This window comes from Paenibacillus sp. P32E, from assembly GCF_001909085.1.
GTDB classification, from domain to species: domain Bacteria; phylum Bacillota; class Bacilli; order Paenibacillales; family Paenibacillaceae; genus Paenibacillus_AQ; species Paenibacillus_AQ helianthi.
This window is the reverse complement of the sequence record NZ_LVYY01000076.1, coordinates 14,158-40,327: the sequence shown is the minus strand read 5'-3', so window position 1 is coordinate 40,327 and position 26,170 is coordinate 14,158. Positions and strand designations below refer to the sequence as shown.

The window sequence follows — 26,170 nt, the reverse complement described above, 5'->3', positions numbered from 1 at the left end:
ACCCCTCCTGGATTTAACTAAGATATCCAATTCCTGCGATTGCGGTTAGTCTTAACAAGTTCCAATATTACCATTCATGATTGTAACAGTTTCAGTTACATATTAACTAACTTTAGTTTAGTAGCATTCCATAAGTTTGTCAATTACCTTCTCATAAAAAAAAGCCGACCCCATCGCGGTCAGGCTTGATCCGAATTGAACTGGATACCATTCCAGCCAGCTACAACTTGTATTCATGCGTCCTTGCCCCGGTATTCTGCTGTTCTAAGCTCCCGAATATACGGCTCCAATTGGGGCATTTGTGAGTCTATGGCCTGTTGCACAGCCCGCTCAATATCATATGGAACCCTTACGAACTGCAGATTCAGCGATGCCTGATCACGGCTGCCGTAATCTCCCTCCAGAACGGTATACGAGGCCTGTGTAATATCCAGCGGATTGCCGACACTCCCTGCATTAAATAAAGTTTTTCCTCCCGGATGCTGAAGATATGCCCCGTGGATGTCCCCGTATCCGGCCACATCCGCCGGCAGCTGTTCGCCACACAGCTCTGAAGGTTCAAACAGCGATAAACGCAGCGCCAGATCGTCCCAGGGCTGGATACGCTCATTTACGCTCCGCGGTGAAGCATGGAACAGGCGGATGTATTTTCCGCTCATCCAGAACTCGATGGAGAATGGCAGCTTGCTCAAATACGCTATTCGCCCGGGTCCGAGGAGGGCCTGGTGCCATTGTATCGCCTCAAACTCACTTTCATTTGCGATGTATTCATCCCAATTGCCCCTGACCACTTTCTCACAATGCTGCCGAATCAGGTCAACCGCCAGATCCGAATTGGGTCCCTTGCCTACAAGGTCCCCCAGACAGAAGATCCTGTTGATCTTGCGCTGCCGGATATCCGCCAAAACGGCCTCCAGAGCGGTTACATTGCCATGAATATCAGAAATAATGGCGATTTTCTCCACGTATGTACCCTCCGATGCTGTACTGATATGTAGTATCTCTTCGTTCAATTAAGCCTTTTATCACCGCTATAGACTCTTCTTTCAGACGTTGCGGCTTGAATCCATTCCATTAAATCTACCTTACTGAATAGAAACTGGTCATCGACCTTGATGAATGGAATCCTTGTGCCCCCAAAGGAACCCTCATTTCTTAAAGGGGAATTTTCCGCCTTCATAAGGTTCTTCACCTGATCTTCGCTGATTCCCAGTAAGATAGCAGTCTCTTGAAGTGTGAGCATGGGCTTATTCTCCAAAGCTTGTGCTTCGGCTGCCTGCCCGCTGCTTGCCTGCCGATCATTGCTGATAACCACACAGCCGATAATAATAGATAATCCCAGAATCAGGCTAGCCGCTAGAAGCGATAATTGATTTTTCATAAGCATCTCCTTGGTTCAGGTACCGCAGTATTCTATAAGCCAGCAGTCCTTATATTCCCCTTCATGCCATTCATGCTCCGGAAGCAGCTTTTTACGCACAAACCCGTTTTTCTCATACACCCGCAGCGCCCGGTGGTTCCAGCATTGCGGGTCCATGACAATTTTATCCACCCGCTTTTCCAGCAGGAAGATAACCGTCTCCCGCACCAGCAGCGAGCCAATGCCCTTATTCCAGAGTCTTGGTTCACCGATAAACTGGTCCATTCCGTAAATCGAACCTGCAGAATCCGTATATCCATACTCTGCCCGCTCATCGTCATCAATGAGATAGAACTGAACGTAGCCTATATCCTCCGACCCGTAACGGACAATAGCGCGGATCATCCCCTCCGGGGTATCTTCGTAAAAATGCTCCTGCACCATTGCCAGATCATGCGGACGGTCACGGCCTTCATAATACTCCAGGACAACCGGATCCGACAGCCATTTCACCAGCAGCTTAGCGTCTTCCGGTTCCAAATTTCTAACACTGAGGTCTTTCTTATGATAAAAGATCAGGGCATAACACTCCTTTCCATATATGTTTGCAATCCGCGTTACATCCGCTTATCAATAATATGCTTGTTCTCTCTGATCTCTTTGCGCAGCAGCCGGATTTCGTCAATCAGTATATCCAGTTTGTCTGAAGTCCGGGATCCGTCCACAGCCTTTCTGATTACGATCAAAAGCGCCACCAGACCCATCAACCATAAACCGAGTGCAAAAATCAACATCAATCCTCTCCCTTCAGCGAATACATGGTGTTAGTCTACTGCACTTGGAATATTGTGTAAAGCAATAGACAGCCTTAGCCAGCTTGCCGTACATGTTCTCATACAAAAAAAGTGACCCCGCCAACGTCCGGCAGGGCCAAGGTCTATTTATAAGGGGGTCATGGGATTACTATAAGCCCTGAAGCTTAAAAGCGTATGAAGAACAAATAAAGGTTTGCTGAAATTGTCGAATCCGGTGCTACGCACAATAAAAAGATCCTGCCGAGGCACAGCAGGATCTAAGCAAAAATCTATCCACTGGGGGGTGGAGAACTCAACTATACTCCCCGAACCTTAAAATTACATAAATTCCCGCTAAATGTTTTCTTAAATTTTATTTACCCATTCGCGTTAAATTTAGCAGCCGGATACTCTTATGGCCCGCTTCCACCCGAAGCGGCTGTCCAGCCAAGCCTGTTCTTTTTCACATATACATACGGCAAATCTGCCTTTGGCACAACATATAAATCCCCGTAGCGCGGATCGTTTTGAATTCGGCCTTCAAATACTTCTCCAGTAAAAGCAAGTACCGGATGCTTGAGGAGCAGGCTTTTTCTGACAGCAAGCTCCGGGCGGTGGAGTTCCTCCTGTGCTTGTGATCAGGCTGATTTTACCATAATGGCTTTAGGCTCGCACGTCTAAGCACAAAATAAGGTATCCCGCAGTCATCAATATGATGATGGGGATACCTTTACTGAGACGCTAAACCCATTACACTTCAAGACACCGGAATCTGATTCACAATCTGATCCAGTGTAACCTCCTGCAGCACATTTTCCATCGCTTGCTGAGCGAGAGAAAAAACAGGGATTATGGCTCCGGCAATATTCTGGCCAACCGGGCAGCTGGGATTCGGATGCTCGTGAATAGAGAACAACGAATCCGCCTCTACCGCATTCACAGCTCTATAAATTTGCAGTAATGTTATTTCGGCCGGGCTTCGCGTAAGCTTCGCTCCCGCTACACCGGGACGGACCTCAACCAGCCCTGCCTTATGCAGCATGCCTGTAATCCGCCGGATCACCACCGGGTTGGTGTTGACACTGACTGCGATCCATTCCGAGGTGCTTTTGCCTTCCTTGTTGCTATCGATCAGCGTCAAAATATGAATAGCCACCGCAAACCGGGTGCTGATGTTCATGGAAATCTCTCCTTAGTGCGTTACCCCATAGATGCAACTATAATAGTTACATTCTATCCGGTTGTCAATACCTGCAGTAGCTCGGCAACCTCAACAGGGTACTTCTTGGTCAGCCTTGATTTGCCCAGGTTGCTCTTCACAATCTTCATCAGCCGGGCATCTCTGCTCTCCGCATATTTACGCAGCATGGCAAATCCAGGCTCCGGCAGTCTGGCGGCAAATACACTCAGACTATATTCCAGACCCTTGGACAACACGCGAAAATGCTCCGGGTCGGCGGACCTTGAAGTCTCTCTGCCGATTCCCTCCATAATCCCGTCTGCCACCTCCAGACAATACAGAACATTGGGCTCAGGCTTCAGCAGCGGCGGATGTGCCAGTGCTGCAACAAAAGCGCGCTGCTCAAGCAGTGTAGACCCCGCACGCCATCCTTCTAGCAACTGCTTAAGCAGCACAAAATCATACTCGCCAATGGATTGCAGCCCCATTGCTGCGGCCTCACGAATCCTCCATCTGGCGTCATTCATCGCCGCTCGCAGGAATCCTTCCGCCTGGCTCCGCCGTCCGGCAGCCCCATGGGCATAATGGGCTCCGCAGGCCCAGACTGCACAGAACACCAGGAATTCCTGCGGATCACCTGCAGCAGCTTCAGACTCAGGGATCTGCGCCCAGGCAGTGATTAGCTCCCAGGCATCCTCCGTCACATCAGGTTTGGCACAAAGGCTGGCAAAGCTGCCCGCCAGTGCGAGGTTGGCCCTCGGTCCGGGCAGGCCGCTCTTCTGAAGCATATCATGGGTAAGCACCGGCCATTGATCACGGTTGTTCATCTGCTGCTGTAGTGTTGCCGGTAGGTTTGGACTTTCTTTCATCTCATTGCCCCGTTTCCCTGCGCTTCTACTGTCTGCAAATGATTCCCTGCACATCATAGGGGTAATCTATTTGCTTCTTGACAGCAAGCATGGCAGCTTCTCCTGCCAGAAGCGACATTATATATAGTCCCAGATCAATGGAGGCAGAAACTCCGCCTCCTGTAATGACCTTGCCGTCCTGTACAATCCGCGTCTTCACTGTCTGTTCGCAATACGGCTCCAGCAGTTCATAAGCGGAAGGGTGAGTCGTAGCCCAGCGGTCCTGCAAAAATCCGGCCGCTCCCAGCAGCAATGAACCCGTGCACACGGACACCTTATAGGGGACCTCTTCGGCTCCCCGAAGCCAGGAGATGAAGGGTTCATCGTCCAGCAGCTTTCTCGTCCCCATTCCGCCCGGTACAAAGACCAGGTCATATTGCCCCAGATCCGGCTGAACCTTGCCGATCTGAACAACCAGTCCCTGCTCATCCTCCACCTGTCCGGTGAAACCGCAGATGTCCATCTCCAGCCCTTGGCCTGCTTCATAGGCCCCCAAACGGCGAATCACATCATAAAAGCCGGCAAAATCCAGAAAAGTGATACCATCAAAAAGTACAAAAGCTATACGCATCTTATCCTTCTCCTTCCGGCAATTCCACGAATTATTCGCTGTCATACGCCTGCAAAGCCACAGGTAAGGCTTGAATAACCCCGTTACCAGCAGCCGGCAAGCCCAGCAGGACTGCACTGATAACCTCTTCTCTCGTGGCTCCAAGCGCCTTGGCATGCTTCACATGAAAAGGCAGACCGCTTTCAAGACGCATCGCCGCCAACACCGAAATATAGGCAATTTCTTCTGTCTTCGGATCCAGATGGCTTGCAGCATCCAATTTCTGAACCGTCTCCATCCAGGCTTGCTGCTGCTGTGGAGCTTCCTTCATAAAAGTCGCAAAGGCATTACTTACTTGCGGTGTATTGTCCATTTGATAGCCTCCATTTCGTATAATGAGCCTTTCAGGCACTTGTCAGGATAATCGGCTTACCCTTGGTGACTACGATCGTATGTTCATACTGGGCTACCCGGCTGCTGTCCTTCACACTCAGTGTCCATCCATCCGACTGCTGCTCCACGAAATCCGTTCCTGTTGAGAGGAACGGCTCAACCGTGATGACCTGCCCTTCTTGCAGCACAGTGGTTACACGCGGGTTATAGAACGGAAGGATCTCAAAAGGCTTCTCATGCAGCGATCTGCCTATGCCGTGGCTGCAGAGATTCCGCACTACTTTGTACCCGCGTTTGCGGGCTTCCAGCTCCATCATGCGGCCGATCTCGTTAACCTTCATCCCCGCTCTCAGGTGATTGATAACACTCATCATGGTCTCTTCGGTGCTGCGGCATAGATGGACAATCTCTTCATTGAACGGCGGCAGTTGAAAAGACACCCCAGCGTCCCCGTAATACCCGTTAAGCTCGGCGGAAACATCAATGTTAATCAGATCACCCGCCTGAATAACCCTGGAGCCCGGAATTCCGTGAGCTACCTCTTCATTGATACTGATGCAGGTGCTTCCCGGAAAATTATAGGTGACCTTGGGAGCAGACTTCGCGCCGAACCGCTCCAGAATCGCTGCTCCCACCCTATCCAGCTCAGCGGTTGTCATACCTGGAACTACACTTTTTCTCATTTCCGCTATAGTGTAACCTACTACTTGGCCTGCTGCCTTAAGACCTTGCAAATCCTGTGCTGTATCACTAGTCATCTGCCCACATTCCTCTCGGTTCATATCACTTCACTGGCAAATCTGAATTTGTTCTTATACTAATTCCTGTATAGAGTGATCGGAGTTCAGGGTAATCCTGTCACCGGAAACAGATCACTCTGCATGAAATCCATTTCGCATTGATGAATCCGAAAGCATTCTAGCAGCCGCTCAGCAGAACAGCCAGCGGAACCGGCACGATCAGCAGCAGCCTTTTCATGGGTTCCACCTCCAAATTCTTATGTATTCTCCAATTATATCAGTCTTGTGAACCAAATAACATTCTATCACTTTTGCAAAAAAAAGAACCTGCAATGTCTGCAGATCCTTCCCATTAAGTTCTGGTTGATACGCCATTTTATATCTGTTTCATCAACCAATTCTGTTTGCCTATCAATTTCATAAGCGCAAGCTGCTGCTCCCCCCACAGCATATCCTCTTCCTCGTCCTTAACATAATCCTTAAATAGATCATAGGAAATCGGATCGCCAATCATGGTTTCAAGGATCTCGCCAACTTGGCCTAAGCCGCTTTTTGAAAGCTCCACATCATATGTAAGCCATTCTTCGATATCTTCGTATACCGGAGCTTCCTTCACTACACCGTTCTTGACGACGCCGCCAAGATCAATAATACGGTCAATGAATTTCCCGACAAACTGCATCTCTTCCTCTGCGTGTTCTGCATATTTCTCCCCAAGTTTTGACAAACCCTGGCTGGCAAAAATTCTGGACTCTATTCTGTGTCCGACAGACTGCTGCGAAAGCATGGTTACTAACATCTGGAATAACTCGATAGTCTTTTCATTTTTAGCCATAATGAATTTCTCCTCATATACTATTTTTTATAAAACTAAATTTGTTATAATTGTATTTTGCACAATCTTTTTATATATTCAAATTACTCCTTAAGTGAATCACTGTCAAGAGTGAATTAGCTTCAACCTCCTTGAACATCCAGCCGTTCGTAAAGTATATGACAACGTAGTTGAGTAACTGAAAAAATTGTATTTTCTATACTCATAGTGGCTTCGATAGTCATGTTATCCCTCGCGTATGTGAAACTTGTCCTTTTGATGCATCTAAACAAAAGGCCGATCCGTTATATCTCAACGGATCGGCCTTACGGAATGGCAGACAAATATGTATTCAATGCAGGCTGACTATTACATTTAGCGAATGGCCCCTACCGCTCTCAGCCAGGCATCGGTAATGAGAGCATGTCCAGCCGGTGAAGGATGAACCCCATCCGGTGCCCAGAACGCAGACTCCGCCTTCACAGATGCCGCAGCAAACAATCCATCGAGCGGTACCAGCACAGCACCATACTCACGGGCCAGCTCACGCACCACATGGATTTTCGGGTCCAGATCCTGGCGCCAGCCTTTGCGGTCCTCAGGAACCGGCAGCACAAAAGGCTCAACCAGAACCAGCTTGGCGCTTGTTGCTGCCAGGGTGCGTTCGATCAGATCGCGATAGGAAGCTTCGAACTGTGCAGCCGTAGTCTCCTCACCGGAATCAAACCGGCGCCAGGTGTCGTTGATGCCGATATAGATCGAAACCACAGTCGGCTTCAGCTCCAGGCAATCCTTGTCCCAGCGCTTCTGCAGGTCTGCCGCACGGTTGCCGCTGATTCCGCGGTTGAAAAAGCTCAGTTTCTTTTCGGGATATAGCAACCCAAGGCGCGCCGCTATCATCAGTGCATAGCCCACACCCAGCGAGGACGGGTCTTCATAGTTTCGGCCCCAATCGGTAATACTGTCGCCCTGGAACAAAATGATATCGTTTTCTTGAAATTCCATACTGAAAAGCCTCCTATAAAACAACAGTTATAGTATAAACAAATCTATTATAGCAAATAGATTTCGGGTGAGCACCTAATGAACAGAATTAATAGTTCCGGTGGTGAATTTGTTCACGTTCAGTTCAGCGGTGAGCAAGGCCTCATGTAGCTCCTGACCGAGCCCCTCCCTTTCTCTTCTGAAATATAGAGCTCTCACGAAATTCTTGCTGTTGACCCGGTTGATGTATTGGCTGCGGCTGCCTGGCTGGCTGCCGGAGGCCGCAAGACTACCAATCCATTCAGCTATACGTTTGCGCGCAAGCAGATTGCCGCGGATCATGGTGTCCACAATCGTAGCCATCCGTTCATCCTCTTCGTCTCTGAAGATGTATACTCCGTTGTGGAGCTTCCTCCGAACCACTTCCAGGACCTCAAGTTGTAACGGCTCATCACATTCCGGACATTGCACCAGTTCATCCAAGGCATCCGCCCCATGGGCCGCCGAGTGGGCCCAGCCGCCTTCTTCAACATAGCCGCGCAGGTCCTTCTCTTCAATGTAATAGCGAAGAAGCGCTGTCTTCACCTTCAGAAAACCAGCAGCATCCAGAAAAGGCCGTTCTCTGTGCCGCTGGATAATAAGTCCAATAACCAGTGTAGTAAAGGTTCTGGTAAACACTGTATCCTCCCCTTGGCCCCCTATGCCATGGAACAAATGCTGCTCATCCAGCAGGACCGCCGTTATCCCGCGAAGCTCGTCAGAAGAGAACAGCCGCTGCTCCAGAATCCATTCATAGAATGCCGGATAGATCAGCTCGTCCCTTAGCTCCGGCTGAGGATCTCCGATATACTCCAGCATCAGGGAGATGAAACGCTGATGCTCTTCGCCTTCACGAAGCCTGTAGTGCTCCGTTTCTATTCTTTGCAAATCGGTCATTAACTGAATTCTGACACTATTCATGGTTTCACTCCATCCATTGATTTACTATGTAAATTAACACAATACCGTAACCCTTTCCAGATCAAAAAAACCTCCAAGCCTAAACGCTCCTTACAGCATAAGGATCGGATAGGCTTGAAGGTCATATAGGACTTTGTAAAATATGATAATTAGTACGCCAGGCTGAACAGGCCTTTGATGTGGGACAAATAACGGATATTGCTCGCTTCCTTCATAAGGGTTGCAGGCAAGCCTTTGAGTGGAGTATTGCTGGCGCCGATAATCGCCACTCCGTCTTTGCGTCCCAGGCTGGCAAGCGTACCTGAGTTGATCGGACTGAACGTTTCAGATGCGGAGTTATTCAGATAAGCATACAGATTGTAGCCGATCAGCTCGCCCATCTGCCAGGCGATTTGTGCGGTCGGCGGGTATGGACGTCCATCTGCTGCGAAGACAACGGCGCTGTCACCTGCCACAAAAACATCCGGGTGCGAGGTCGACTGCAGAAAATCATTGACTGTGGCACGGCCGCGGTTCACTTCAAGACCCGATTCACCAACAAGAGGATTGCCTTGAACCCCACCGGTCCACACGAAGGTATTAGCCACAATCTGCTGGCCATCCTTCAGATCGATCACATTGCCGGCCACATTGGTTACAGGAAGACCAGTCAGGAAAGTTACCCCGCGGGCAGTCAGGCTGGTTACCGCTCGTTCAATCAAGTGATCCGGCAGCACTGGAAGGATTTTGGGCCCAGCCTCCACCAGCATCAGCTTAATATCTTGAGCATTCACACCATACCGTTTGGTCAGCTTCGGCAGCACATCAGCAATCTCGCCTACCAGTTCCACACCGGTCAGTCCGCCGCCGCCAATCAGAATGGCCGCATCGGCAGGATTGTGCGTCTTGGAATATTCACGAATGCGTTCTTCAATATGGGCATGGATTTTTGTCGCATCCGCAGCGGATTTCAGCACCATGCTATACTCTTCCAGCCCCGGGATGCCGAAGTATGCCGTAGTGCTGCCAAGCGCAACCACAAGGGCATCATACGTGAGCGCCGTACCGTCGGATAGCTGCACCTGCTTGTTGTCAACGGAGAATGACTTCACCTTGGCAATTTTCAGATCAATGTCTTTTCCGGCAAATAGCTTGGTAAGAGGCATAGTAACAGCTTGTTCCGAGGCACTCCCTGCGGCCAGACGATGAAGCTCGGTAATAATCTGATGCGTCGGATACTGATTGATGACTGTGATTTTAGCTTCAGCCTTACTCATATATTTGCGCAAGTTAATAGCACTCAGAAGGCCGCCATAGCCAGCTCCGAGAATCACGATATGTTTTGACATGATAATGTTCCTCCGTCCTTATTTTTGTGGATTACGTTCGCCGCTGACCTGCAGGTATGCATTCATGAAACGGAGCATTTTTTGCACCTGGGGGTCCTTAATCATTCGCATCATGCCGAACAGGCTGATCGTTTCACTGCTCTCGCTGGCACGATCTTTGGCTTCGATCACTGTAGCCGCCATCGTTTTAACGGAATCTACTACAGGCTCCGCAAGCTCCTTGATAGCACCCACTGTATCACTTTTCAGCACTTCATCCGATGCAACAGCCTGCACAAAATCAAGTGATTTGGTTAATGCACCAACCAACTGTGTAATCTGGGGAAGCTGCTCCACCAGTGTTGTTAGGGATTCCTGCACCTCAGGCTTCAAGAGCTGATCCAGGAGATCTTCTTTGGTAAAAGCTTTGGTTTGAGTAATGGTTTCTGACATAATGAGCGCTCCTTTACAATAGCTTTATTTCATATAGAAGATGGACTACAGATGAACGAAATAATTAATCTCTAAATCAATGTGATTATTATAACATTCTCTATGTAAAAAATGTCACAATCTTTTTGCCTCTATACCCTTATTTTGTGATTAAAATCACTTCTTTTCTTCGAATTTCGATATATCCCTCATTTTTGTAAAAAAATTTAGTGCAGCGTTACTTTTAGTCATTGACGAAGGTAAAATGCCGTGATATGTTTAGCAAGTAACAAATAGTAAGTTTATTTATTAATATCAGCTATTAATAATTATTAACCACTACATACACAATGGAGGAACGAACATGAGTACTTTTTCAGAATTGGTTCAAGCACGGAGATCCGCAAATAACTTCGTAGAGGGCATCGAGATTCCCCAGGGCGAGCTGGAGGAAATGTTCTCGCTGGCCCGTCTTGCCCCTTCAGCCTATAATTTGCAGCATGCGCATTATAAGGTGGTTGCCAATGAAGAGCTGAAAGAAAAAGTCCGTGAAGCAGCCTATGGCCAATATAAAATCCACACAGCTTCAGCCGTTATCGTCGTGCTTGGAGACAAGCATGCGTATCTGCAGGCATCAGAAATCTATAGCGGCCTGAAAATGCTAGGAGCCATGAGTGAGGAAGAATTTGACGGCACCATTGATGCCATCAATGGCGCCTACATTGGAAATGACGCTTTTCAGCGCGATGAAGCGATCCGCAATGCCTCCCTGTCCGCGATGCAGTTCATGCTGATTGCCAAGGACAAGGGCTGGGATACATGCCCGATGATCGGTTTCGATTCTGAAGCCCTCAAGGCGACCCTGAGCCTGCCTGAGAATTTGGTACCGGTCATGCTTATTACCATCGGCAAGGACAACAAGCACAAGATCAGACCCCGCGGCTACCGCAAGCCGGTGAATGAGTTTGTTGAGTTCTTTTGAGGGATGCACGCAGCAAAAAGAGCCATCCGGGACGCAGCACGGATGGCTCTTTTTTTTGCTTAAACAGTAGTAATTAATACGCTCTACACTCTGCGGAAACGCCACAGGATACTTTGAAAATCACCATGCAATGCAGGCAGCGGCAATCCCGCATACATCAGATGATCGCCTCCGTATACACCGCCGCCTTCCAGCCATTCATAATCCGCATCCGGATCAAGACCCTTAAGTCGCAGGTAATACAGCTTATCATTAGGCTCAGCCAGTGTACGGACATAGACCACTACAGCCTCTGACTGATCTTCTGCCGCAATCAGCCACGCCGTCTCATTTCCTTCAAAGGGGCTAAGGAGCCGGTATTGCTCCCCAAACTGAACCAGCGGACGCAGTTCTTTGTACAGCGCCACCTGTGCTTTTACCGCCGCCTTTTCTTCTTCTGTGAACTTCGTCAAATCCAGCTCATAGCCAAAATTGCCTGACATGGCCACATGGCCACGGAGTTCCAGGGATGTATTGCGCTGAACCTGATGGTTCGGAACCGCAGATACATGACTGCCCATAGCGCTCAGCGGATAGACGATACTTGTGCCGTACTGGATTTTGAGCCGGCTGACTGCATCGGTGTTGTCACTCGTCCAGGTCTGCGGCATGTAGAAGAGCATCCCGGGATCGAAACGTCCCCCGCCTCCAGAGCAGCTCTCGAACAGCACATCCGGGAATTCCGAGGTAATCCGTTCAAGCACACTATACAGACCAAGCATATAACGGTGCGCCGTTTCGCGTTGTCTTTCCGGCGGCAGCTGTGCAGATCCGATTTCAGTCATATTGCGGTTCATATCCCATTTGACATAGGTGATTGGCGCTGACCGCAGCACAGCAGCAATGCGGTCACCGATCGCCTGGCAGACATCCTCGCGTGAGAAGTCCAGCACCAGCTGTGTACGGGCCAGCGTTCTGCGGCGTTCCTGTACATGTAGACACCAATCGGGATGCTGCCGGTACAACTCACTGTCCGGCGAGATCATCTCCGGTTCAAACCACAGGCCAAACTGCATGTCGAGCTTATTCACCCGCTGCGCCAGATCCTCCAAACCCTCGGGCAGCTTGTTCGGATCAACCACCCAGTCCCCAAGTGAGCTGCTGTCATTGTCCCGGTGGCCGAACCAGCCGTCATCCAGGACGAACAGCTCCATGCCCAGCTCACTGCCCGCCCGGGCGATATCTTCAATCTTATCGGCAGTGAAATCGAAATATGTAGCCTCCCAGTTATTGACAAGCACAGGACGCGTACGGTCACGGAAGGTGCCGCGGGCCAGCCGCGTACGATACAGCTTGTGATAGGTTCTGGACATTGCGCCAAGGCCAGCCGCAGAGAAGACAAGCACTGCCTCAGGAGTCTGGAAGGATTCTCCCGGCTCAAGCAGCCAGTTGAAATCAAAGGGATTGATGCCCATGGATACACGGGTTGTCTTATACGGCTCAACCTCTGCCTGAGCGGTAAAACTGCCGCTGTAGACCAGACTGACGCCATATACCTCCCCATGATCTTCATCTGCCCCCTTGGAAAGAAGGGCTATAAACGGGTTATGGGCATGGCTGCTTGCCCCTCTGCGGCTCTCCACTCCTTGCATTCCGGAAGCGAGCGGCCGGCGTTCTACATAGCGTTCTCTTGCCCATGAGCCTGACAAGTGCAGCAGATCGTAGCTGGAATCGCGCAGGTCTACGCTCATGCTGAGTCCGCGCAACAGCTTCAGCTCCCCTGCACCTTCATTTATGAAACGCACTGAACGCGTAATCGCATTCAATTCATTAAACACAGTGTAACTAAGGATGATCCGCAACCCGGCTACCGCATCTAGCAGCTCCAGCTCCAGAGTCTCCGCTTCATCCTCATGCTCGGCATAAGTCGCGGGGAGGCCTTCAAGTGCAGGTTTGCCGCGATAAATCCGATGGGTATCGTACACAGCCTCGGAGGCTGTCGTCCCGTCAGGTGCCTGAATCTGGTAGGCGGGATGCCTGAAATCCCCAACACCATAAGATGGATATTCCTGCGAAATCGTGTCAAAGGAGATCGACATATCTTCAGGATAAGGGCTTGGCGAGAAGGAGCAGCGCTCCGTCCGCTGCAGGATAGAAGATAGCGCGGTTGCCCGGATGGCTCTCCCCCAATAGATATGAACCGGGACTCCTGTGGGCAGGAGCTGGAGAACATAGCTGGTTGCACGGCTCTGAATATGAAATATACGTTCCCCTGAATGAAATTGAATTCCCATCTGATCCTCCTAAAAATTAGCTGGCGAGGCTCCGCAGTAAATCTTCCAACTGGCACCGGAAGCATCGGCCTGGATTTGTTAGCATTCAATCTTTACGAAACACTTAATTCATAAGCATACATTTCATTTTTGTTAGCAAAATACATATGAAAGTTCAACGAAATGGGCTTATCCCGCAAGTATAGACTGAATTTTGTTAGCGCTATCTTAGTATACTATGAAATCGTTTTAATTTCATTAGTGCCAGCGATCATTTTGCATACTGCAGGATGGCAATTGCCGCCCGTTCCCTCCGCTCCGCGTCCTCACTCTGCAAAGCAGCCTTCAATATTGCGAGAGCCTCGGCAACCAGCTCATCGTCCACCTTTCCTGTGTTCCCACTGACTAGACTTTCTGTTGTTGACTCTGTGATCCATAAATCAAGCCGGGCGCCGGGCAGTATCCCTGTGTATTGCGAAACAACCGCCGCCTCTATTAACCACTCACTCAGCGTGTGATGAAGCATCGCAAGAGGTACGCTTTTTAGCCAGGTTACTCCCCGTCTGTGGCATCGCCCATCTTCAGCCGAATCGAATGTACCCGCATAAAAATAATCGCCCAGATCGCCCAGGTAAGCCCACTCTTCATCCGCTATCAGCACATAATCCCCATCCTGCATGTCGTGAACGAAGATTTGAAGATGATCCAGCGCGGCATCCAGCTCAGCTCCTTCCGCAGTCCCGGCAAGAATCAGACGCTTACGCATTTCCTCCTTACCTGCATACTCCAGATCCCCCACACCGGTATAACCGATGCATACATAATTGTCCTCTAAAAACTCCTGAACCCGCTCCACACCCAGCGGCTCCGTTTTGACCTGAAACAGCTTCATCGTTGGTCATCCTTCCCTTGAATCTCCGCAAGCTTATGTATAAGTAATTATACCTCAAGAAACTAAGGATACCGGAGTATAATAGCGCTTACATTAGATTGTTTTTCAAAACAGCCCCAAATTTAAAGGTTTCGCCTTTTTACGAATCCGGGAAATGACGGTATAATTCAGGTATCAACTCAAGGAACCATACACTGCTGAAAGGAAGCCGGCGGGCAGAAACATTCTCTCCGAAAATAATCTTTGGCAGATGTACTCCCTGAGATTGAGACTATATCTTTGATCCTGTTGCTGAAACTTTCAATCCATCCCGGGACGAAAGGGTATGAGCTTCTTAAAGCTCAAACATTGAACCATGAAACCAATCGTTAGCCAGCGGATGAATTAGAGAAGAATCATAAGCAGGATAGGCAAATTGAATGCCGCCTCGGACGATTTCTACCCGGCTGAGAACAAGGATAGGATAAGGAGTCTGAGAATAACATGGGTATAGTATCTACACCATAAACCCCTATTATTGATGCAAATCAATAATAGGGGTTTATGTGTGTTCCAGTCTTAGGTTCAGCCTAATAAATCCATGGGTACTGTGCAGGTCCGCTTAAGCACGCAGCAGCCGTAGCATAGAGTCCGCTCCCTTCTGAAATTCATAAGGGACCAACCTCTCTTCAGCAGTCCAGCCTTGGTCCTTAACCGCACAGAGCAGTCTCTCCAGCTCCTTGTATCTTAGGCAGGATAAGTCCACCAGCGGAAAGATCCGAATCTCCGACTTCGTAACTCTCATCAATTCCTCAATGGTCCTGAGATGGAAATCATAGTCCAGCCGGTCCCCGTACATAAACAGAAAATGTGCGGACAATGTGAGATCAAAGGTCTGGTCGGCAAACGGAAGCATCGGCAGCTCTACCGGAACATACCGTTCACCAAATTGTTGCCGGTCCAGGGTGCTGATCGTTAAGGCTGACGTCCTTGCCTGCTGTAATTCCTGCACTGAAGCGAACTCTTCCCACACAAAGCTGTCCTTGACCTTACCCACCTGCTGCACGGTGTGATCGATATCTCTCAGCCCTTTGTCCCTCAGCACTTCAGCGGAATAATCATACGCAATATCTGCGGCAACTGATGCCGCACCAAGCTTGTTTGCCCCGGCAGTAAAAGAGCAGGCTCCCGCCGGGCAGTCCAAAATACTCCGTCCCATCAGCTCCTCACGCTGAAGATCGAACATCCGTAAATACTCCTCAAACGTGCGGCCAATAAAAACAATACGCTCCAAATCCAGTTTGTTTCTGCTCATCTCCGCTCAGCTCACCTTTCCTGGTTCCTATTCTCGGCTAAATGACCGGCAGCACCGCCAGTTCCTGCCTGATGAAATCATACAAGCTGCGGATGGCCGGTTTCAAGGGGTAATCACCGATCCGGCAAATGATGCCGCAGGTCATGTCCACAGCTTTACTCTCCAGCCTTCGGAGCACAGTTCCGGGAGGGACGGGGTCAAGAGTAACCTCAGGTACAAGCGCAATTCCGAGGCCGCTCTGCACATAGAACTTCAGTGCAGACATGCTGCCGATTTCCATCGTATTCAGCGGCGGTCCGGCAGATTCCCTCAGCACGCTCTCCAGTTTTTTGCGGTAGGGGCATGTAGGTGCTGTAATCAGCAGGCGGTGGCCGCGCAGATGATCCGCAGTAATGACGGGTGCGGAAGCCAGCGGATGGTCTTCGGGCATTAACAGCACAAATGCCTCTGTAAACAGCGGTTCAAAATGCAGCTCCTTCCCCAGCTCCGGAGCGGAACAGAGCACAACATCCAGCTCCCCGCGCAGGAGCCGGTCACAAAGCGCACCTGAACCGGAGATATCCACGGACAGCTCCATTTTGGGAAACCGTATCAAGAATTTCTTCAGGATGACAGGCAAACGGTAGCTCGCTGTGGGATCAGCAGCGCCGATACGGACATTCCCTGCTTCACCTGATTTTAAATCCGTAATGCTGCTCTGGAGCCGTTCCATATCCTTTACAATTCTGAGGCTCTGTTCATGAAACAACCGTCCTGCTTCGGTGAGTGTAATACCTTTGCCCCGTTCCAGCAATTGAACACCCAGATCCGACTCCAGCTTCTGAATTTGCATCGTGACCGTAGATTGGGCATAATTCAACTCTTCCGCTGCCCGGTTGAAGCTACCGCTCTGGACGATTGCTTGAAAGGTTTTTAGTGTTTTCAGATCCAGCTTCATTCCCTCCCTTCACCTCAAGCCTACGCATACTTAATTCAACCAAATTGAACTCTTCCTTCAATTCATTCAATTATACAAAATCGAACGTGTTATATAAACTGTTGATAAGGATAAAAACACAATCAAGGAGTGAATACGAATGGAATTGTCAGGAAAAGTCGCACTGGTTACAGGTGGAGGGACGGGGATTGGCCGAGCGACAAGTCTCGAACTGGCTGCACGCGGAGCCATAGTCGCCGTCAATTACTCCCGTTCGGAAGCGGAAGCGCTGGAAACGGTTCAGCGGATCATTGAAAAAGGCGGACAGGCCCTTGCGGTTCAAGCAAATGTAGCCCGGGATGCAGAGGTACGGAATATGGCTCAGCAGATCGCCGGAACCTTCGGAACCATCGATTTGCTCGTGAATAACGCGAGTATCACCAGACACATTCCTATGGACGATCTGGAAGCGGCCACGGAGGAGGTGTGGGATGAACTGTACGATGTCAACGTCAAGGGTATGTTTTTCTGCGCTAGAGCAGCGGCGGTATATATGAAAAAGCGCAAGCAGGGAGCTATTGTCAACCTCGGCAGCATTGCGGGGAATACAGGAGCCGGCTCCTCTCTTCCCTATGCTGTATCCAAAGCGGCCATTCATGGTTTAACCCGATCCCTGGCCCGCGCGCTTTCTCCGTACATTCAGGTCAACTGTGTAGCGCCGGGGGCAGTCGCTACCCGATGGTGGACTGGGCGGGAAGAACAAATGCGCCAGCTCGCGCCGAATCTGCTGCTCCAGCGGATAGCCGAACCGGAGGATATCGCACGGTTCATCTGCGCCGCTCTGGAGCAGGAAGCCATGACCGGGCAGATCATTACGGTGGACAGCGGACAGACATTATAAATACGAAGCAGAGTCAGCATGAGTACTTCGTGTGAAGTAAAGCTGTGAGCAAAAGCCGTCAATGATCAAAAACGCAGAGCAGTGATCCTCCGATAACAGGATGATCACTGCTCTGCTATTTTTCTAGCTATAACCCTCTCAGATAAACCTCTTCTAATTCAGGTATGCGGGTGAGTTACGAAGGTTCATTTCCCCACACCAGATTGCCGGAAAGATACGCTGGAGCTTTGGTCCAGTCTGCATAATTGGTCCCCGCCCCATTGAAGGAGTAGTCCCCTGTCTGCGTATAGGTGCTCCAGTTCGATTTTACAGCCTGCATCTGGATGTCAATGCTTGTCCCAGCCGCCAGAGATCCTGCTGCGCTGGTAAATCCAATTTCCAGGTAGTAGTCTGCGCCTGTCTTGGCAGACGGCATTTTGACAAAGCTGCCTGTCACATTCGCACTGCTGACCTGGGACCAGTCACAGAAGAAGTTCTGTGTCTGCTCACCGTCAATGGTGTAGTAGTATCTTAATTTCACATCTGACAGCGAAATACTGCTAGTCCCTGTATTGACCAGCTTAAACTTTGGATTGAGGGATTGCACCGACGCTGCTGTTGCACCATTATACATCTGTACTTTAAGTGCTCCGGCAGGTGGGGCTGTTGTATCCACGACACTTACGGCCAGGGATTGCGCAGCTCCGGCACTGAAATTGAAGCTGAGCGTAGTCGTGCCCACCGCCTGTGCTGCCAGATACTCCTTCTTGATCGTTACGGTTGTCCCGCCCAGTGTATAATCCGTTCCGGACACCAGGGTGGCAGCACCGTTCTTGATCGAGCTAAGGCTGTTGCCATTCAGTGTCAGTGTGACTGGAACATCTGCCTGATTCGCTGTCTTCTTGTCAAAGCCCGCGGTGACCGGTGTAATCACCGAATTGGCCGTTCCAGTTGTATCAACGACGGCTACGGTCAGCATTTTTGCAGCACCTGCACTGAAATTGAACGTTAGCTGGGTAGTGCCCACTGCCTGGGCAGCCAGATAAGCCTTCTTAATCGTTACCGTTGTCCCGCTTACACTGTAATCCGTTCCAGCTGTTAGGGTTGCCGCACCGTTCTTAATGGAGCTAAATGTAGTGCCGTTCAGTGTCAATGTGACTGGGATATCGGCCTGGTTTGCAGTCTTCTTATCAAAACTGGCGCTCGTTGGTGTAATCGACGCGCTGGTAACTGGAGGATTTACCGGATCCGCATAAAGTGTGCCTCTACCGTTCGTCCCAAGATAGACACGGCCGTATACTCTGGGGTCACCGGTAATTGCCATGTTGATTTTGGCATATTGATGGGCGTCATCATTAATCCGTACCCATGATGCACCGGCATCATCGGAACGGAAGACACCTCTGACGCCATCGATTTTGGCTACCGTATAGAGGGCCATGTAGCTCTGGCCCGGAGCGGCCATGCCAAAGCCGATCAGATCGCCTTCCTCAACGTTCGTCAGCTTGGTGAAGCTTGTACCTGAATTAGTAGAGTGCCATATGCCATATTTGCCCTCAACCGCATTGCCGCCTGCAAACCAGATATCGCCTTCGATGCCGGGCACGGCTTTCATACTGATCTGTGCCTGATTTGGCTGTAGACCAGCTACGTTATTTGTTGGGAACCCCGTTGCCGCAGTAGCGCTGAAGGTAGCTCCGCCATCTGTACTGATATAGAAGGTTCCGGCATAGAACGCATAGAATTTGTTCGGGTTCACCCGATCAGATGCCACTTTGGCGCCTGCCGGAACGCCTGTGCTTGCGGTCCAGGAGTTGCCTGTAGTTTTGGAATAGTAGACTCCGATATCCGAAGTGCTCCACAGGATGGAATTGCCGTTAGCCGATACCGCAACCTGTCCTTGTCCTGCAGTCGTCTTGGTTCCGTTCGAAGGCTCGCCATTCGGCATATACCAGTTGACACCGCCGTCATTGGAGATTCCGATTGACTTCATGCTCGGAGACTTCTCCTTATCAGCACCTCCTACACGCACAACATAGGCAGGACTCAGCTCCGCATAATCGATACCTGTTGTTGTTGCCCAGGACGGGCTCGTCTGGAACTTGACGGGTGCCAGGGTTACATCTTCATAGCGGAATCCGGAAACGTCGCCAAGCGCCGTAATCAGGTGGGCGGTTCCCGATGGAGGGCTGATCAGGCCAAGGACTGCCGTTTCTTCCACTCCTTTGGCCATCACTGAAATATTAACTTTGCCCCCGGTATCCCAGGAGCCCAAATTGTTCGTTCCGTAGATGGTGGCTCCGGTCCCGTACATCATACGATTCGAGTTGAAAGGGTCAATCTCCAGATCCCCCATCATCCAGCCTAGCTTCGGTGATGGATCTATGGAAGTAGGGTTGGTGACGCCATGATCAAGCCAAGGTGCTGCGGTAATGTCCATAGCAAATTTATACGTGCGCTCAGGATAGCTGCCCCAGTCCCAGATCCGGCTCCAGGTCGCACCGCCGTTCGTACTGCGGAAAATCACCTCGTCCGGCCACCATGCATTCAGACTTGAAACCATAACGGTGTTCGGGTGCTGGGCGTCTACAGCCAATCCGCCGAAGCCATACCAGTTATCCGTTCCGGTGCTTGGGCTGATATTGGTCCAGGCTCCGCTGGCGGTATTGAGCTTCCACACTTCGCCCTTGCTTCCATCATAAGGGCCGACACCATTACTGTAGGTGATGTAAAGGTCTCCTGTGGATGACAGCACCCCATGATGGGGCAGGAAGCCGGTTGGCTGTCCGGGAACTGCTGTCCACGTTGCTCCCCCGTCGGTACTGCGGTAGACGCTGCTAGCAGTATCGGCAACACCGACATAGATTGTTTGAGTGGCGCTGCCTAGTGTGCCAGTGCTTTTATCAAAAGTAATCCAGGATAATCCGACCAGATCATTGCCGTAATCCAGTGTCGGATTCTGAATATAGGTGCCCACATTCGGGAAGGAGCTTACCTTCGACCAGGTTACCCCCGAGTCTATACTCTTCCATAATCCGTTGCCGCTGCGTGCTCCAAAAAAGAGAATGCTGTTCTTGTTGGGGTCGATAACCAGCCGCTCCCCTGCGGACCGGCCGGGCATATTGCCCCCAACCTTAAACGGCAGCGGAGTAGACTGCCAGGCATTCCCCCGGTCGCTGGAGCGCATAATCTGCCCGTTATCATCCCAGCTGTTGGTATAGGTGCCTGTAGCCATATATACCTTGTCCGGATTGATGGGGTCCGTGGCGAGCGCATCCACACCGTTCTTGTTCCAGTCTACCCAGCCTACTGCATTACTGATGGATACCCAGCTGCCAGTAGCCTGATTCCAGCGGTATGCACCGCCGATATCGGTGCGTGCATAGATTAAATTCGGTTCACTCTGATTAAAAATAATGCCGGGCACAAAAACTCCGCCCGCGCCGGTGGCAACACTTTTCCAGCTGTAGGCTTCACTTGCCGCTGCACGGGTAATCGCTGGAAAGGCGGTGAATAACGAGCTTGTCATAGCGGCCAGAAGCACAACCAGGCCCAGTTTCCGGATACGTTTACGTGTCACAATTTACGCCTCCTATGATTTGATTTTTCCCAGTCCATTCCTTGTGGTTCTTGGGCTTTTCCCGTTTCCTTGCCCTCCTTCCTGATCCCCGATCTGATCCGGCAAACAGCAGCATGTACATCTGATAACGCTTACATTATAATTGGTAAATATTATAATATGATATGGAAAATGGTTGATTTTGCGGGAAAATTGTCGTCTGTTTTTGTACCATTTTCTCGCTAATAATTACATATTAAGTATATAAAGATAAAACTGTCCCGCCCTGGGCGCCTCAAGTCATCCCGTTTCGTTATGCTTCCGAAACAGCATACTGCGTATCGCTTTCAGGCATCCGTTTCAGCGAGAAAGAGAAAGATGATTCTATTCGTGAAACATATACATTCTTATGTACTAAAAAAAGCTATTCCTTGCTGCAATATAGCTCTACAGCAAAGGAATAGCTTTAGGATCAACGTTGCCCGGTCTCTTGTCGTGTGTACCCGCTTAGCGCTATGCCCGTCCCCGCAGCAGCCCAATTGCCGCCAGCAAAAAAGACAGCAGAGAAATACCCAGTGCAATGTACAGCAGCGGGGAAACACTGGACGTTGAATTCTGATTCTCCATAATCGCATTGTGCTCATCCATGCTCATTGAATCCTTGGCACCCGTGTCCATATTCGCCGAACCGTGAGAATGGCTGCTGCTCCCTGAGGCTGCTTGCACAATCTCGGTGATGGCATGAGGGGTATCCGTTCCTTCATCACCGGACCACTGGACCAGACTGCCGTCGGCATAATGCTGGTAGGCATCCCAGGCGATTTCGCCTGCGGTATCCGGGTTCTTGGCCGTGAAGTAAAAGCGCTGAAACTGCCCGGCCTCTATCCCTGCTCCGGTCGATGTCCAGCTGATTTTATTGCCGTCAATCGTCACTTTCCAACCCGGTACAGCCTCGTACTGTTTGAATTCCGCCCCTTTGGGAATGCGCAGGTCGATCTGCACAGTGGCAGCCTCTTTTTCTGAAGGCACTTTCAGAGTATATGTCTCCCATGCACCTGTGGTTGATTCTGCCGGAGCCACGGTCACATGCGCACTGGCAACTGCTGCGAACAACATCAGGGCTGCGGCCGTGGGTGCGGCTAAAACTGCGATTTTACGGAAAAGTTTATTCAAATTACATGTCCCCCTTTTCATGAATCACTGAATCTTCCGGTTCGTTCTATTTTTTCTTGGGGAAATCCCTTTCCCGGGAAGCCAGTCCCTGTTCCAGGGCATACCGCGTCAGCTGTGTGCGGTTCTGCAGCTGCAGCTTCTGGAGGATGTTTTTGAGATGGTTTTTGACCGTATGCTCCGAAATGCCAAGTGTTCCCGCAATTTCCTTATTCGTAGAGCCGGAGGAGACACAGCCCAGTATTTCCTTCTCCCTCGCCGTTAATGCCTCCCGCTCTTCCTTGACGGAAGTGACAGCAAATTCCTTCAGAATCTGAAAAGCCAGCTCCCGGCTCAGCGGAACCTCCTCACTGACAATCGCCAGCAGGTATTCGATCCAGGTGGACGGAGCCAGATTTTTCAGCAGATACCCTTGTGCCCCCTGCTTCAGCGCTTCGAATAAATAGGAGATTTCGTCGGAAACAGTTACGATTACGATTTTGACATAGGGATATTCCTGTTTGATCCGCCGTGTGGTCTCCAAGCCATCCATCTCCGGCATCTGAATATCGATCAGGATCAGATCGGGCATCCACTGTCCGGTCCACTCTATTGCCTCAGCACCGCTCCCCACGGCACCGATGACCTCAAAGCGCTCATCCATCGCCAGAATCTCACACATCGCCTCACGGGCATGGGCATGATCATCCACTACAAGCACCCGGCAGCGGTTCATACGGAGGTCCCCCTTTTCGCAATCTCTACTATGGTCCCGGAATCCCCGGATTTCAGCGTAAGCGTCCAGCCCATGCCTTCCGTACGTTCCTTCATGATCTGCAGCCCATAGCTGCCGCTTACGGCAAAAGGGTCCTCATGCCGGATTCCGGCACCGTCATCGGAGACTGCAACCCGCCAGCCCTGCTCATCCGCCCGGCCGGAAATCGCAACCTTGCCCGCCCGGGTATGCTTGCGTACGTTAATCATCGCCTCACGGATACAGGAGAGCAGCTCCGCTTGTTCAGAAGGACTGAAGATTTCCTCCCTCAGATCCCAGTCCAAGGCTACGTCAATTGAAACCTCACGGGCAATCTGTGCGAGCTGCTCCTGTACCGACAGCTTAAGTAGAGACGCCTGCGGACCCGTAACCGGAACCTTCAGATTGGATATAGCCTGCCGGACATAGCGGTTGACCTCATGTACGGTTTTTTTCAGCTGTCCAATCATTTCTCCGTTCATCTCGCCCTGCTCGTGCTTCTGTTCCAGGCGGTCAATCCGTACCGACAGCAAGAATAAAGACTGCGCCATTCCGTCATGCAGCTCTTTCGCCAGCGCCTCCCGGGCCTCCATTGCCGTCTTAAGCACACGTTCCTGTTCCAGCTCCTGTACATTCTTTTCCATGAGGGAGAACAGCGGTAACAGCAGGACTATACTGAACAGGAACACCAGTACAGGGGTTAAGTAATTGCCCATGTTCATGGAGAGATAAGGCATCAGGAACTGATGGCGCACAATCTCCCAAATACCGACCATGACGGTTGGCAGCAGCAGAATAAGCAGCTTAATTCTTGTATACGTTGCTGTCCCCTCCCCATTCTTAAGAATTACATTAGCATTCTCCCGCTAACCCGGGCATGACTCTTTAGGGCTATGACTAGGTTGTAAATGTTACAAAAATAAGTATTTAAAATTCCATAAAAACAGATGCGGCTCGCACCACATCCGTTCATTCCGTATATTATCCATTCAATCCGCCGTTCACTGCTATTGAGCGGTCTACAAAGGCGAGGTGTACCGGCTATACCGCACATCCATTTCCTTCAGGTCTGTGCCCTGATGAAGAAGGAAAAACGAATTCACACCTTCCGCTCCCCACCAGTTGATACCCAGTGCCACACCGGTTGCTGTCCTTGCCGCAAAAAGCAGTGAGAACATCTCCGGGAGGATTTCGCCTCCGTCATCGACGCGCCAGACTGAATAATCATCTTCCTGGATGACAGCAGGATAGTCCGCGAAGCTGAGCTCTGCATTCTTTTGCAGAACCAGACTAAAGAGCATATTCTTATCCTGTCTAACGAACTGGACCAGATACAAATGCAGCTCACCGGACGGGTCTGACGAAGCCGACAGGTCTGCCAATTTCCAGATCGATTGAATCTTCCGCTGCTTACGCGCAAAGATTTCCTTGCGCACTGGATGATCGGCTCCCAGCTGCTGCGGTTTGTCTCCTGCCGGCTCTACCTTAAGCAGCGACCCGGGAGCAAATACTGCAGAATCTGCCAAGTAGTAGGTTTCATCTGATGCGGCACTGCCTTCCTCAACAGTAAAAACATATCCGGACAGATTGGCAAAATTATTCGCCAGATCTCTGCCGTCGCTGTTTGCAGTGCCACGCTGCCACTTCTCAAATCTCACAGTGAGTAACTGACCGCCTTGACCAACAGCCATATTTAGCGATTTCATTTCCGCCAGCTTGCTGTCATCTTCCGATGCCGCCAGGATGCGCTTGCCTGTACGGTCTGCAAATCCGAAGCTTGCGTTCAGACTCGCGGGATCTAGTGTTGCCGATGGTGATGGCAGCACTGGCGGATCGCTCTGTTTTGCCGAGGCTACTGGTGACGTCCCCGGATTACGCCCGTCCGTAGAGTCCGCTTCCTGCAAAGAGCATCCGGTGATCAGCAGAAAGACCGTTACAGCAATCCCAAGCCGCTTCAGCATTGAAGTACCTCCCAGATCCGTCTTATTTAGTTAAATATACCCATGCTCAGGTAACGTTCACCTGTGTCGGGAGCGATGCACAACACCCGTTTGCCGGTCCCCAGCCGCCGTGCTTCCTGCAGCGCCGTCCATACCGCCGCTCCACCGGAAGGCCCAATCAGGATTCCCTCTATGCTGGCCAGGCTTCTAACCATTTCCAGTGCATCCTCATCGGAGACCTGGACAATTTCATCATAAACCCCGGTATTCAGAATCGCAGGTACGAACCCCGGGCTGGTTCCCACCAGCTTATGAGGTCCGGGCGTTCCGCCGGAGAGCACCGGCGAGCCCTGCGGCTCCACTACAACAATGCGGATATCCGGCAGTTGCTGGCGCAGCACCTCTCCGGTGCCCGTAATCGTGCCTCCCGTCCCTGAGGTGGCTACGAACACATCGAGCCGTCCATCCATTTGCGCCATAATCTCCGGGGCTGTTGTGGTCCGGTGAATATCGGGATTCGCTTTGTTCTCGAACTGCTGCGGAATGAAGCTGTCCGCGATTTCCTTACCCAGCTCCAGTGCCTTGGCAATGGCTCCCGGCATCCGCTCCGCTGCAGGAGTCAGAACAACTTCTGCTCCATATGCTTTTAGAATATTGATCCGTTCCTTCGTCATATTATCCGGCATTACCAGTATGGCTTTGTAGCCTTTGGCCGCGGCATTCATGGCTAGTCCGATGCCGGTATTTCCGCTCGTCGGCTCGATAATCGTACCGCCCGGTTTCAAGCTTCCGGCAAGCTCGGCCTGGAGAATCAGATTATAAGCTGCGCGGTCTTTCACGCTGCCACTCGGGTTGAACATTTCCAGCTTCACGTACAGCTCGGCATCCTGAGGCCCGGTCAGACGGTTCAAGCGGACCACCGGCGTATCGCCGATCAGTTCCGTAATATTGTTGACTACTCGGGATGACATGGATAAGCCTCCTCATTACTTGTGCTATTTATCACCCCATTGTAGCGCTCTAAGGCGGCTCTTGTCGATTGCCTGGAGCAAGGCTTCAGAGGAACGGAATATTTGTATACTCCCGCTTGAAGTACAAATAGATATATTATGGCCTGCATCAGGCTTCCC

General features: G+C 50.7%; 26 protein-coding genes. 2 read left to right on the top strand and 24 right to left on the bottom strand.

Going from position 1 to position 26,170, the window contains the following annotated elements; translation table 11 throughout:
* Positions 1-233 precede the first annotated feature (233 nt).
* From A3848_RS28975 to A3848_RS28915, 14 genes are all read right to left on the bottom strand, one after another.
* Positions 234-965 (bottom strand): metallophosphoesterase family protein, encoded by a 732-nt coding sequence (locus tag A3848_RS28975; RefSeq protein WP_074088504.1) that lies wholly within the window; start codon positions 963-965, stop codon positions 234-236.
* 44 nt (positions 966-1,009) lie between these two features.
* Positions 1,010-1,381, bottom strand: a complete 372-nt coding sequence (locus tag A3848_RS28970) for a helix-turn-helix domain-containing protein (protein WP_074088503.1) — start codon at positions 1,379-1,381, stop codon at positions 1,010-1,012.
* A 15-nt stretch (positions 1,382-1,396) separates the two neighbouring features.
* On the bottom strand, positions 1,397-1,936 hold the full coding sequence (locus A3848_RS28965; RefSeq protein WP_074088502.1) for a GNAT family N-acetyltransferase: 540 nt from the start codon (positions 1,934-1,936) through the stop codon (positions 1,397-1,399).
* Positions 1,937-1,977: 41 nt separating this feature from the next.
* On the bottom strand, positions 1,978-2,154 hold the full coding sequence (locus tag A3848_RS32545; protein WP_178382099.1) for a hypothetical protein: 177 nt from the start codon (positions 2,152-2,154) through the stop codon (positions 1,978-1,980).
* 757 nt (positions 2,155-2,911) lie between these two features.
* Complete coding sequence (locus A3848_RS28960) at positions 2,912-3,334, bottom strand: Rrf2 family transcriptional regulator (protein WP_074088501.1); 423 nt, start codon at positions 3,332-3,334, stop codon at positions 2,912-2,914.
* A 53-nt stretch (positions 3,335-3,387) separates the two neighbouring features.
* Entirely contained in the window at positions 3,388-4,203 is an 816-nt protein-coding gene (locus tag A3848_RS28955) for a hypothetical protein (RefSeq protein WP_074088500.1), read from the bottom strand.
* A 25-nt stretch (positions 4,204-4,228) separates the two neighbouring features.
* Positions 4,229-4,813: a DJ-1/PfpI family protein gene (locus A3848_RS28950; protein ID WP_074088499.1), complete on the bottom strand. Its 585-nt coding sequence runs from the start codon at positions 4,811-4,813 to the stop codon at positions 4,229-4,231.
* Positions 4,814-4,844: 31 nt separating this feature from the next.
* Positions 4,845-5,165: a carboxymuconolactone decarboxylase family protein gene (locus A3848_RS28945; RefSeq protein ID WP_074088498.1), complete on the bottom strand. Its 321-nt coding sequence runs from the start codon at positions 5,163-5,165 to the stop codon at positions 4,845-4,847.
* A gap of 31 nt (positions 5,166-5,196) precedes the next feature.
* Positions 5,197-5,943, bottom strand: coding sequence for a type I methionyl aminopeptidase (gene map, locus A3848_RS28940; protein ID WP_074088497.1), 747 nt, complete (start codon positions 5,941-5,943; stop codon positions 5,197-5,199).
* 358 nt (positions 5,944-6,301) lie between these two features.
* Positions 6,302-6,760: a ferritin-like domain-containing protein gene (locus tag A3848_RS28935; RefSeq protein ID WP_074088496.1), complete on the bottom strand. Its 459-nt coding sequence runs from the start codon at positions 6,758-6,760 to the stop codon at positions 6,302-6,304.
* Positions 6,761-7,114: 354 nt separating this feature from the next.
* Positions 7,115-7,744, bottom strand: a complete 630-nt coding sequence (locus tag A3848_RS28930) for an SGNH/GDSL hydrolase family protein (RefSeq protein WP_074088495.1) — start codon at positions 7,742-7,744, stop codon at positions 7,115-7,117.
* Positions 7,745-7,819: 75 nt separating this feature from the next.
* Positions 7,820-8,683 carry a DUF2785 domain-containing protein gene (locus tag A3848_RS28925; RefSeq protein WP_074088494.1) on the bottom strand — a complete coding sequence of 288 codons (864 nt, stop codon included), beginning with the start codon at positions 8,681-8,683 and terminating at the stop codon, positions 7,820-7,822.
* A gap of 149 nt (positions 8,684-8,832) precedes the next feature.
* Positions 8,833-10,011, bottom strand: a complete 1,179-nt coding sequence (locus A3848_RS28920; protein WP_074088493.1) for an NAD(P)/FAD-dependent oxidoreductase — start codon at positions 10,009-10,011, stop codon at positions 8,833-8,835.
* Positions 10,012-10,029: 18 nt separating this feature from the next.
* Positions 10,030-10,443, bottom strand: coding sequence for a helical membrane plugin domain-containing protein (locus tag A3848_RS28915; RefSeq protein ID WP_074088492.1), 414 nt, complete (start codon positions 10,441-10,443; stop codon positions 10,030-10,032).
* A gap of 343 nt (positions 10,444-10,786) precedes the next feature.
* On the opposite strand from A3848_RS28915, the gene A3848_RS28910 reads away from it, so the two are divergent.
* Positions 10,787-11,404, top strand: coding sequence for a nitroreductase family protein (locus A3848_RS28910; protein WP_074088491.1), 618 nt, complete (start codon positions 10,787-10,789; stop codon positions 11,402-11,404).
* An 83-nt stretch (positions 11,405-11,487) separates the two neighbouring features.
* Here A3848_RS28910 and A3848_RS28905 read toward each other — a convergent pair whose 3' ends face one another.
* The 4 genes from A3848_RS28905 to A3848_RS28890 all read right to left on the bottom strand — a co-directional run bounded on the left by A3848_RS28905 (position 11,488) and on the right by A3848_RS28890 (position 16,773).
* On the bottom strand, positions 11,488-13,677 hold the full coding sequence (locus A3848_RS28905) for an alpha-galactosidase (protein ID WP_074088490.1): 2,190 nt from the start codon (positions 13,675-13,677) through the stop codon (positions 11,488-11,490).
* A gap of 250 nt (positions 13,678-13,927) precedes the next feature.
* Entirely contained in the window at positions 13,928-14,548 is a 621-nt protein-coding gene (locus A3848_RS28900; protein WP_074088489.1) for a hypothetical protein, read from the bottom strand.
* 601 nt (positions 14,549-15,149) lie between these two features.
* A complete protein-coding gene (locus tag A3848_RS28895; protein ID WP_074088488.1) occupies positions 15,150-15,842 on the bottom strand; it encodes a class I SAM-dependent methyltransferase in 693 nt (230 codons plus the stop codon).
* 37 nt (positions 15,843-15,879) lie between these two features.
* A complete protein-coding gene (locus tag A3848_RS28890; protein ID WP_074088682.1) occupies positions 15,880-16,773 on the bottom strand; it encodes a LysR family transcriptional regulator in 894 nt (297 codons plus the stop codon).
* Between the two features lie 145 nt (positions 16,774-16,918).
* Here A3848_RS28890 and A3848_RS28885 point away from each other — a divergent pair, with 145 nt between their 5' ends.
* Positions 16,919-17,659 (top strand): SDR family NAD(P)-dependent oxidoreductase, encoded by a 741-nt coding sequence (locus A3848_RS28885; protein ID WP_074088487.1) that lies wholly within the window; start codon positions 16,919-16,921, stop codon positions 17,657-17,659.
* Between the two features lie 175 nt (positions 17,660-17,834).
* On the opposite strand, the gene A3848_RS28880 is transcribed toward A3848_RS28885, so the two are convergent.
* From A3848_RS28880 to cysK, 6 genes are all read right to left on the bottom strand, one after another.
* On the bottom strand, positions 17,835-21,167 hold the full coding sequence (locus A3848_RS28880; protein ID WP_371916106.1) for a X2-like carbohydrate binding domain-containing protein: 3,333 nt from the start codon (positions 21,165-21,167) through the stop codon (positions 17,835-17,837).
* Positions 21,168-21,710: 543 nt separating this feature from the next.
* Positions 21,711-22,370, bottom strand: coding sequence for a YcnI family copper-binding membrane protein (locus A3848_RS28875; protein WP_256702588.1), 660 nt, complete (start codon positions 22,368-22,370; stop codon positions 21,711-21,713).
* 46 nt (positions 22,371-22,416) lie between these two features.
* Positions 22,417-23,082 (bottom strand): response regulator, encoded by a 666-nt coding sequence (locus A3848_RS28870; protein ID WP_074088484.1) that lies wholly within the window; start codon positions 23,080-23,082, stop codon positions 22,417-22,419.
* Complete coding sequence (locus tag A3848_RS28865) at positions 23,079-23,876, bottom strand: sensor histidine kinase (RefSeq protein WP_074088483.1); 798 nt, start codon at positions 23,874-23,876, stop codon at positions 23,079-23,081. Before A3848_RS28865 ends, A3848_RS28870 begins: the two co-directional genes overlap by 4 nt.
* Before the next feature lie 243 nt (positions 23,877-24,119).
* Positions 24,120-25,061: a hypothetical protein gene (locus tag A3848_RS28860; protein WP_074088482.1), complete on the bottom strand. Its 942-nt coding sequence runs from the start codon at positions 25,059-25,061 to the stop codon at positions 24,120-24,122.
* Positions 25,062-25,087: 26 nt separating this feature from the next.
* Positions 25,088-26,011 (bottom strand): cysteine synthase A, encoded by a 924-nt coding sequence (cysK, locus tag A3848_RS28855; protein WP_074088481.1) that lies wholly within the window; start codon positions 26,009-26,011, stop codon positions 25,088-25,090.
* Between the last annotated feature and the right edge of the window lie 159 nt (positions 26,012-26,170).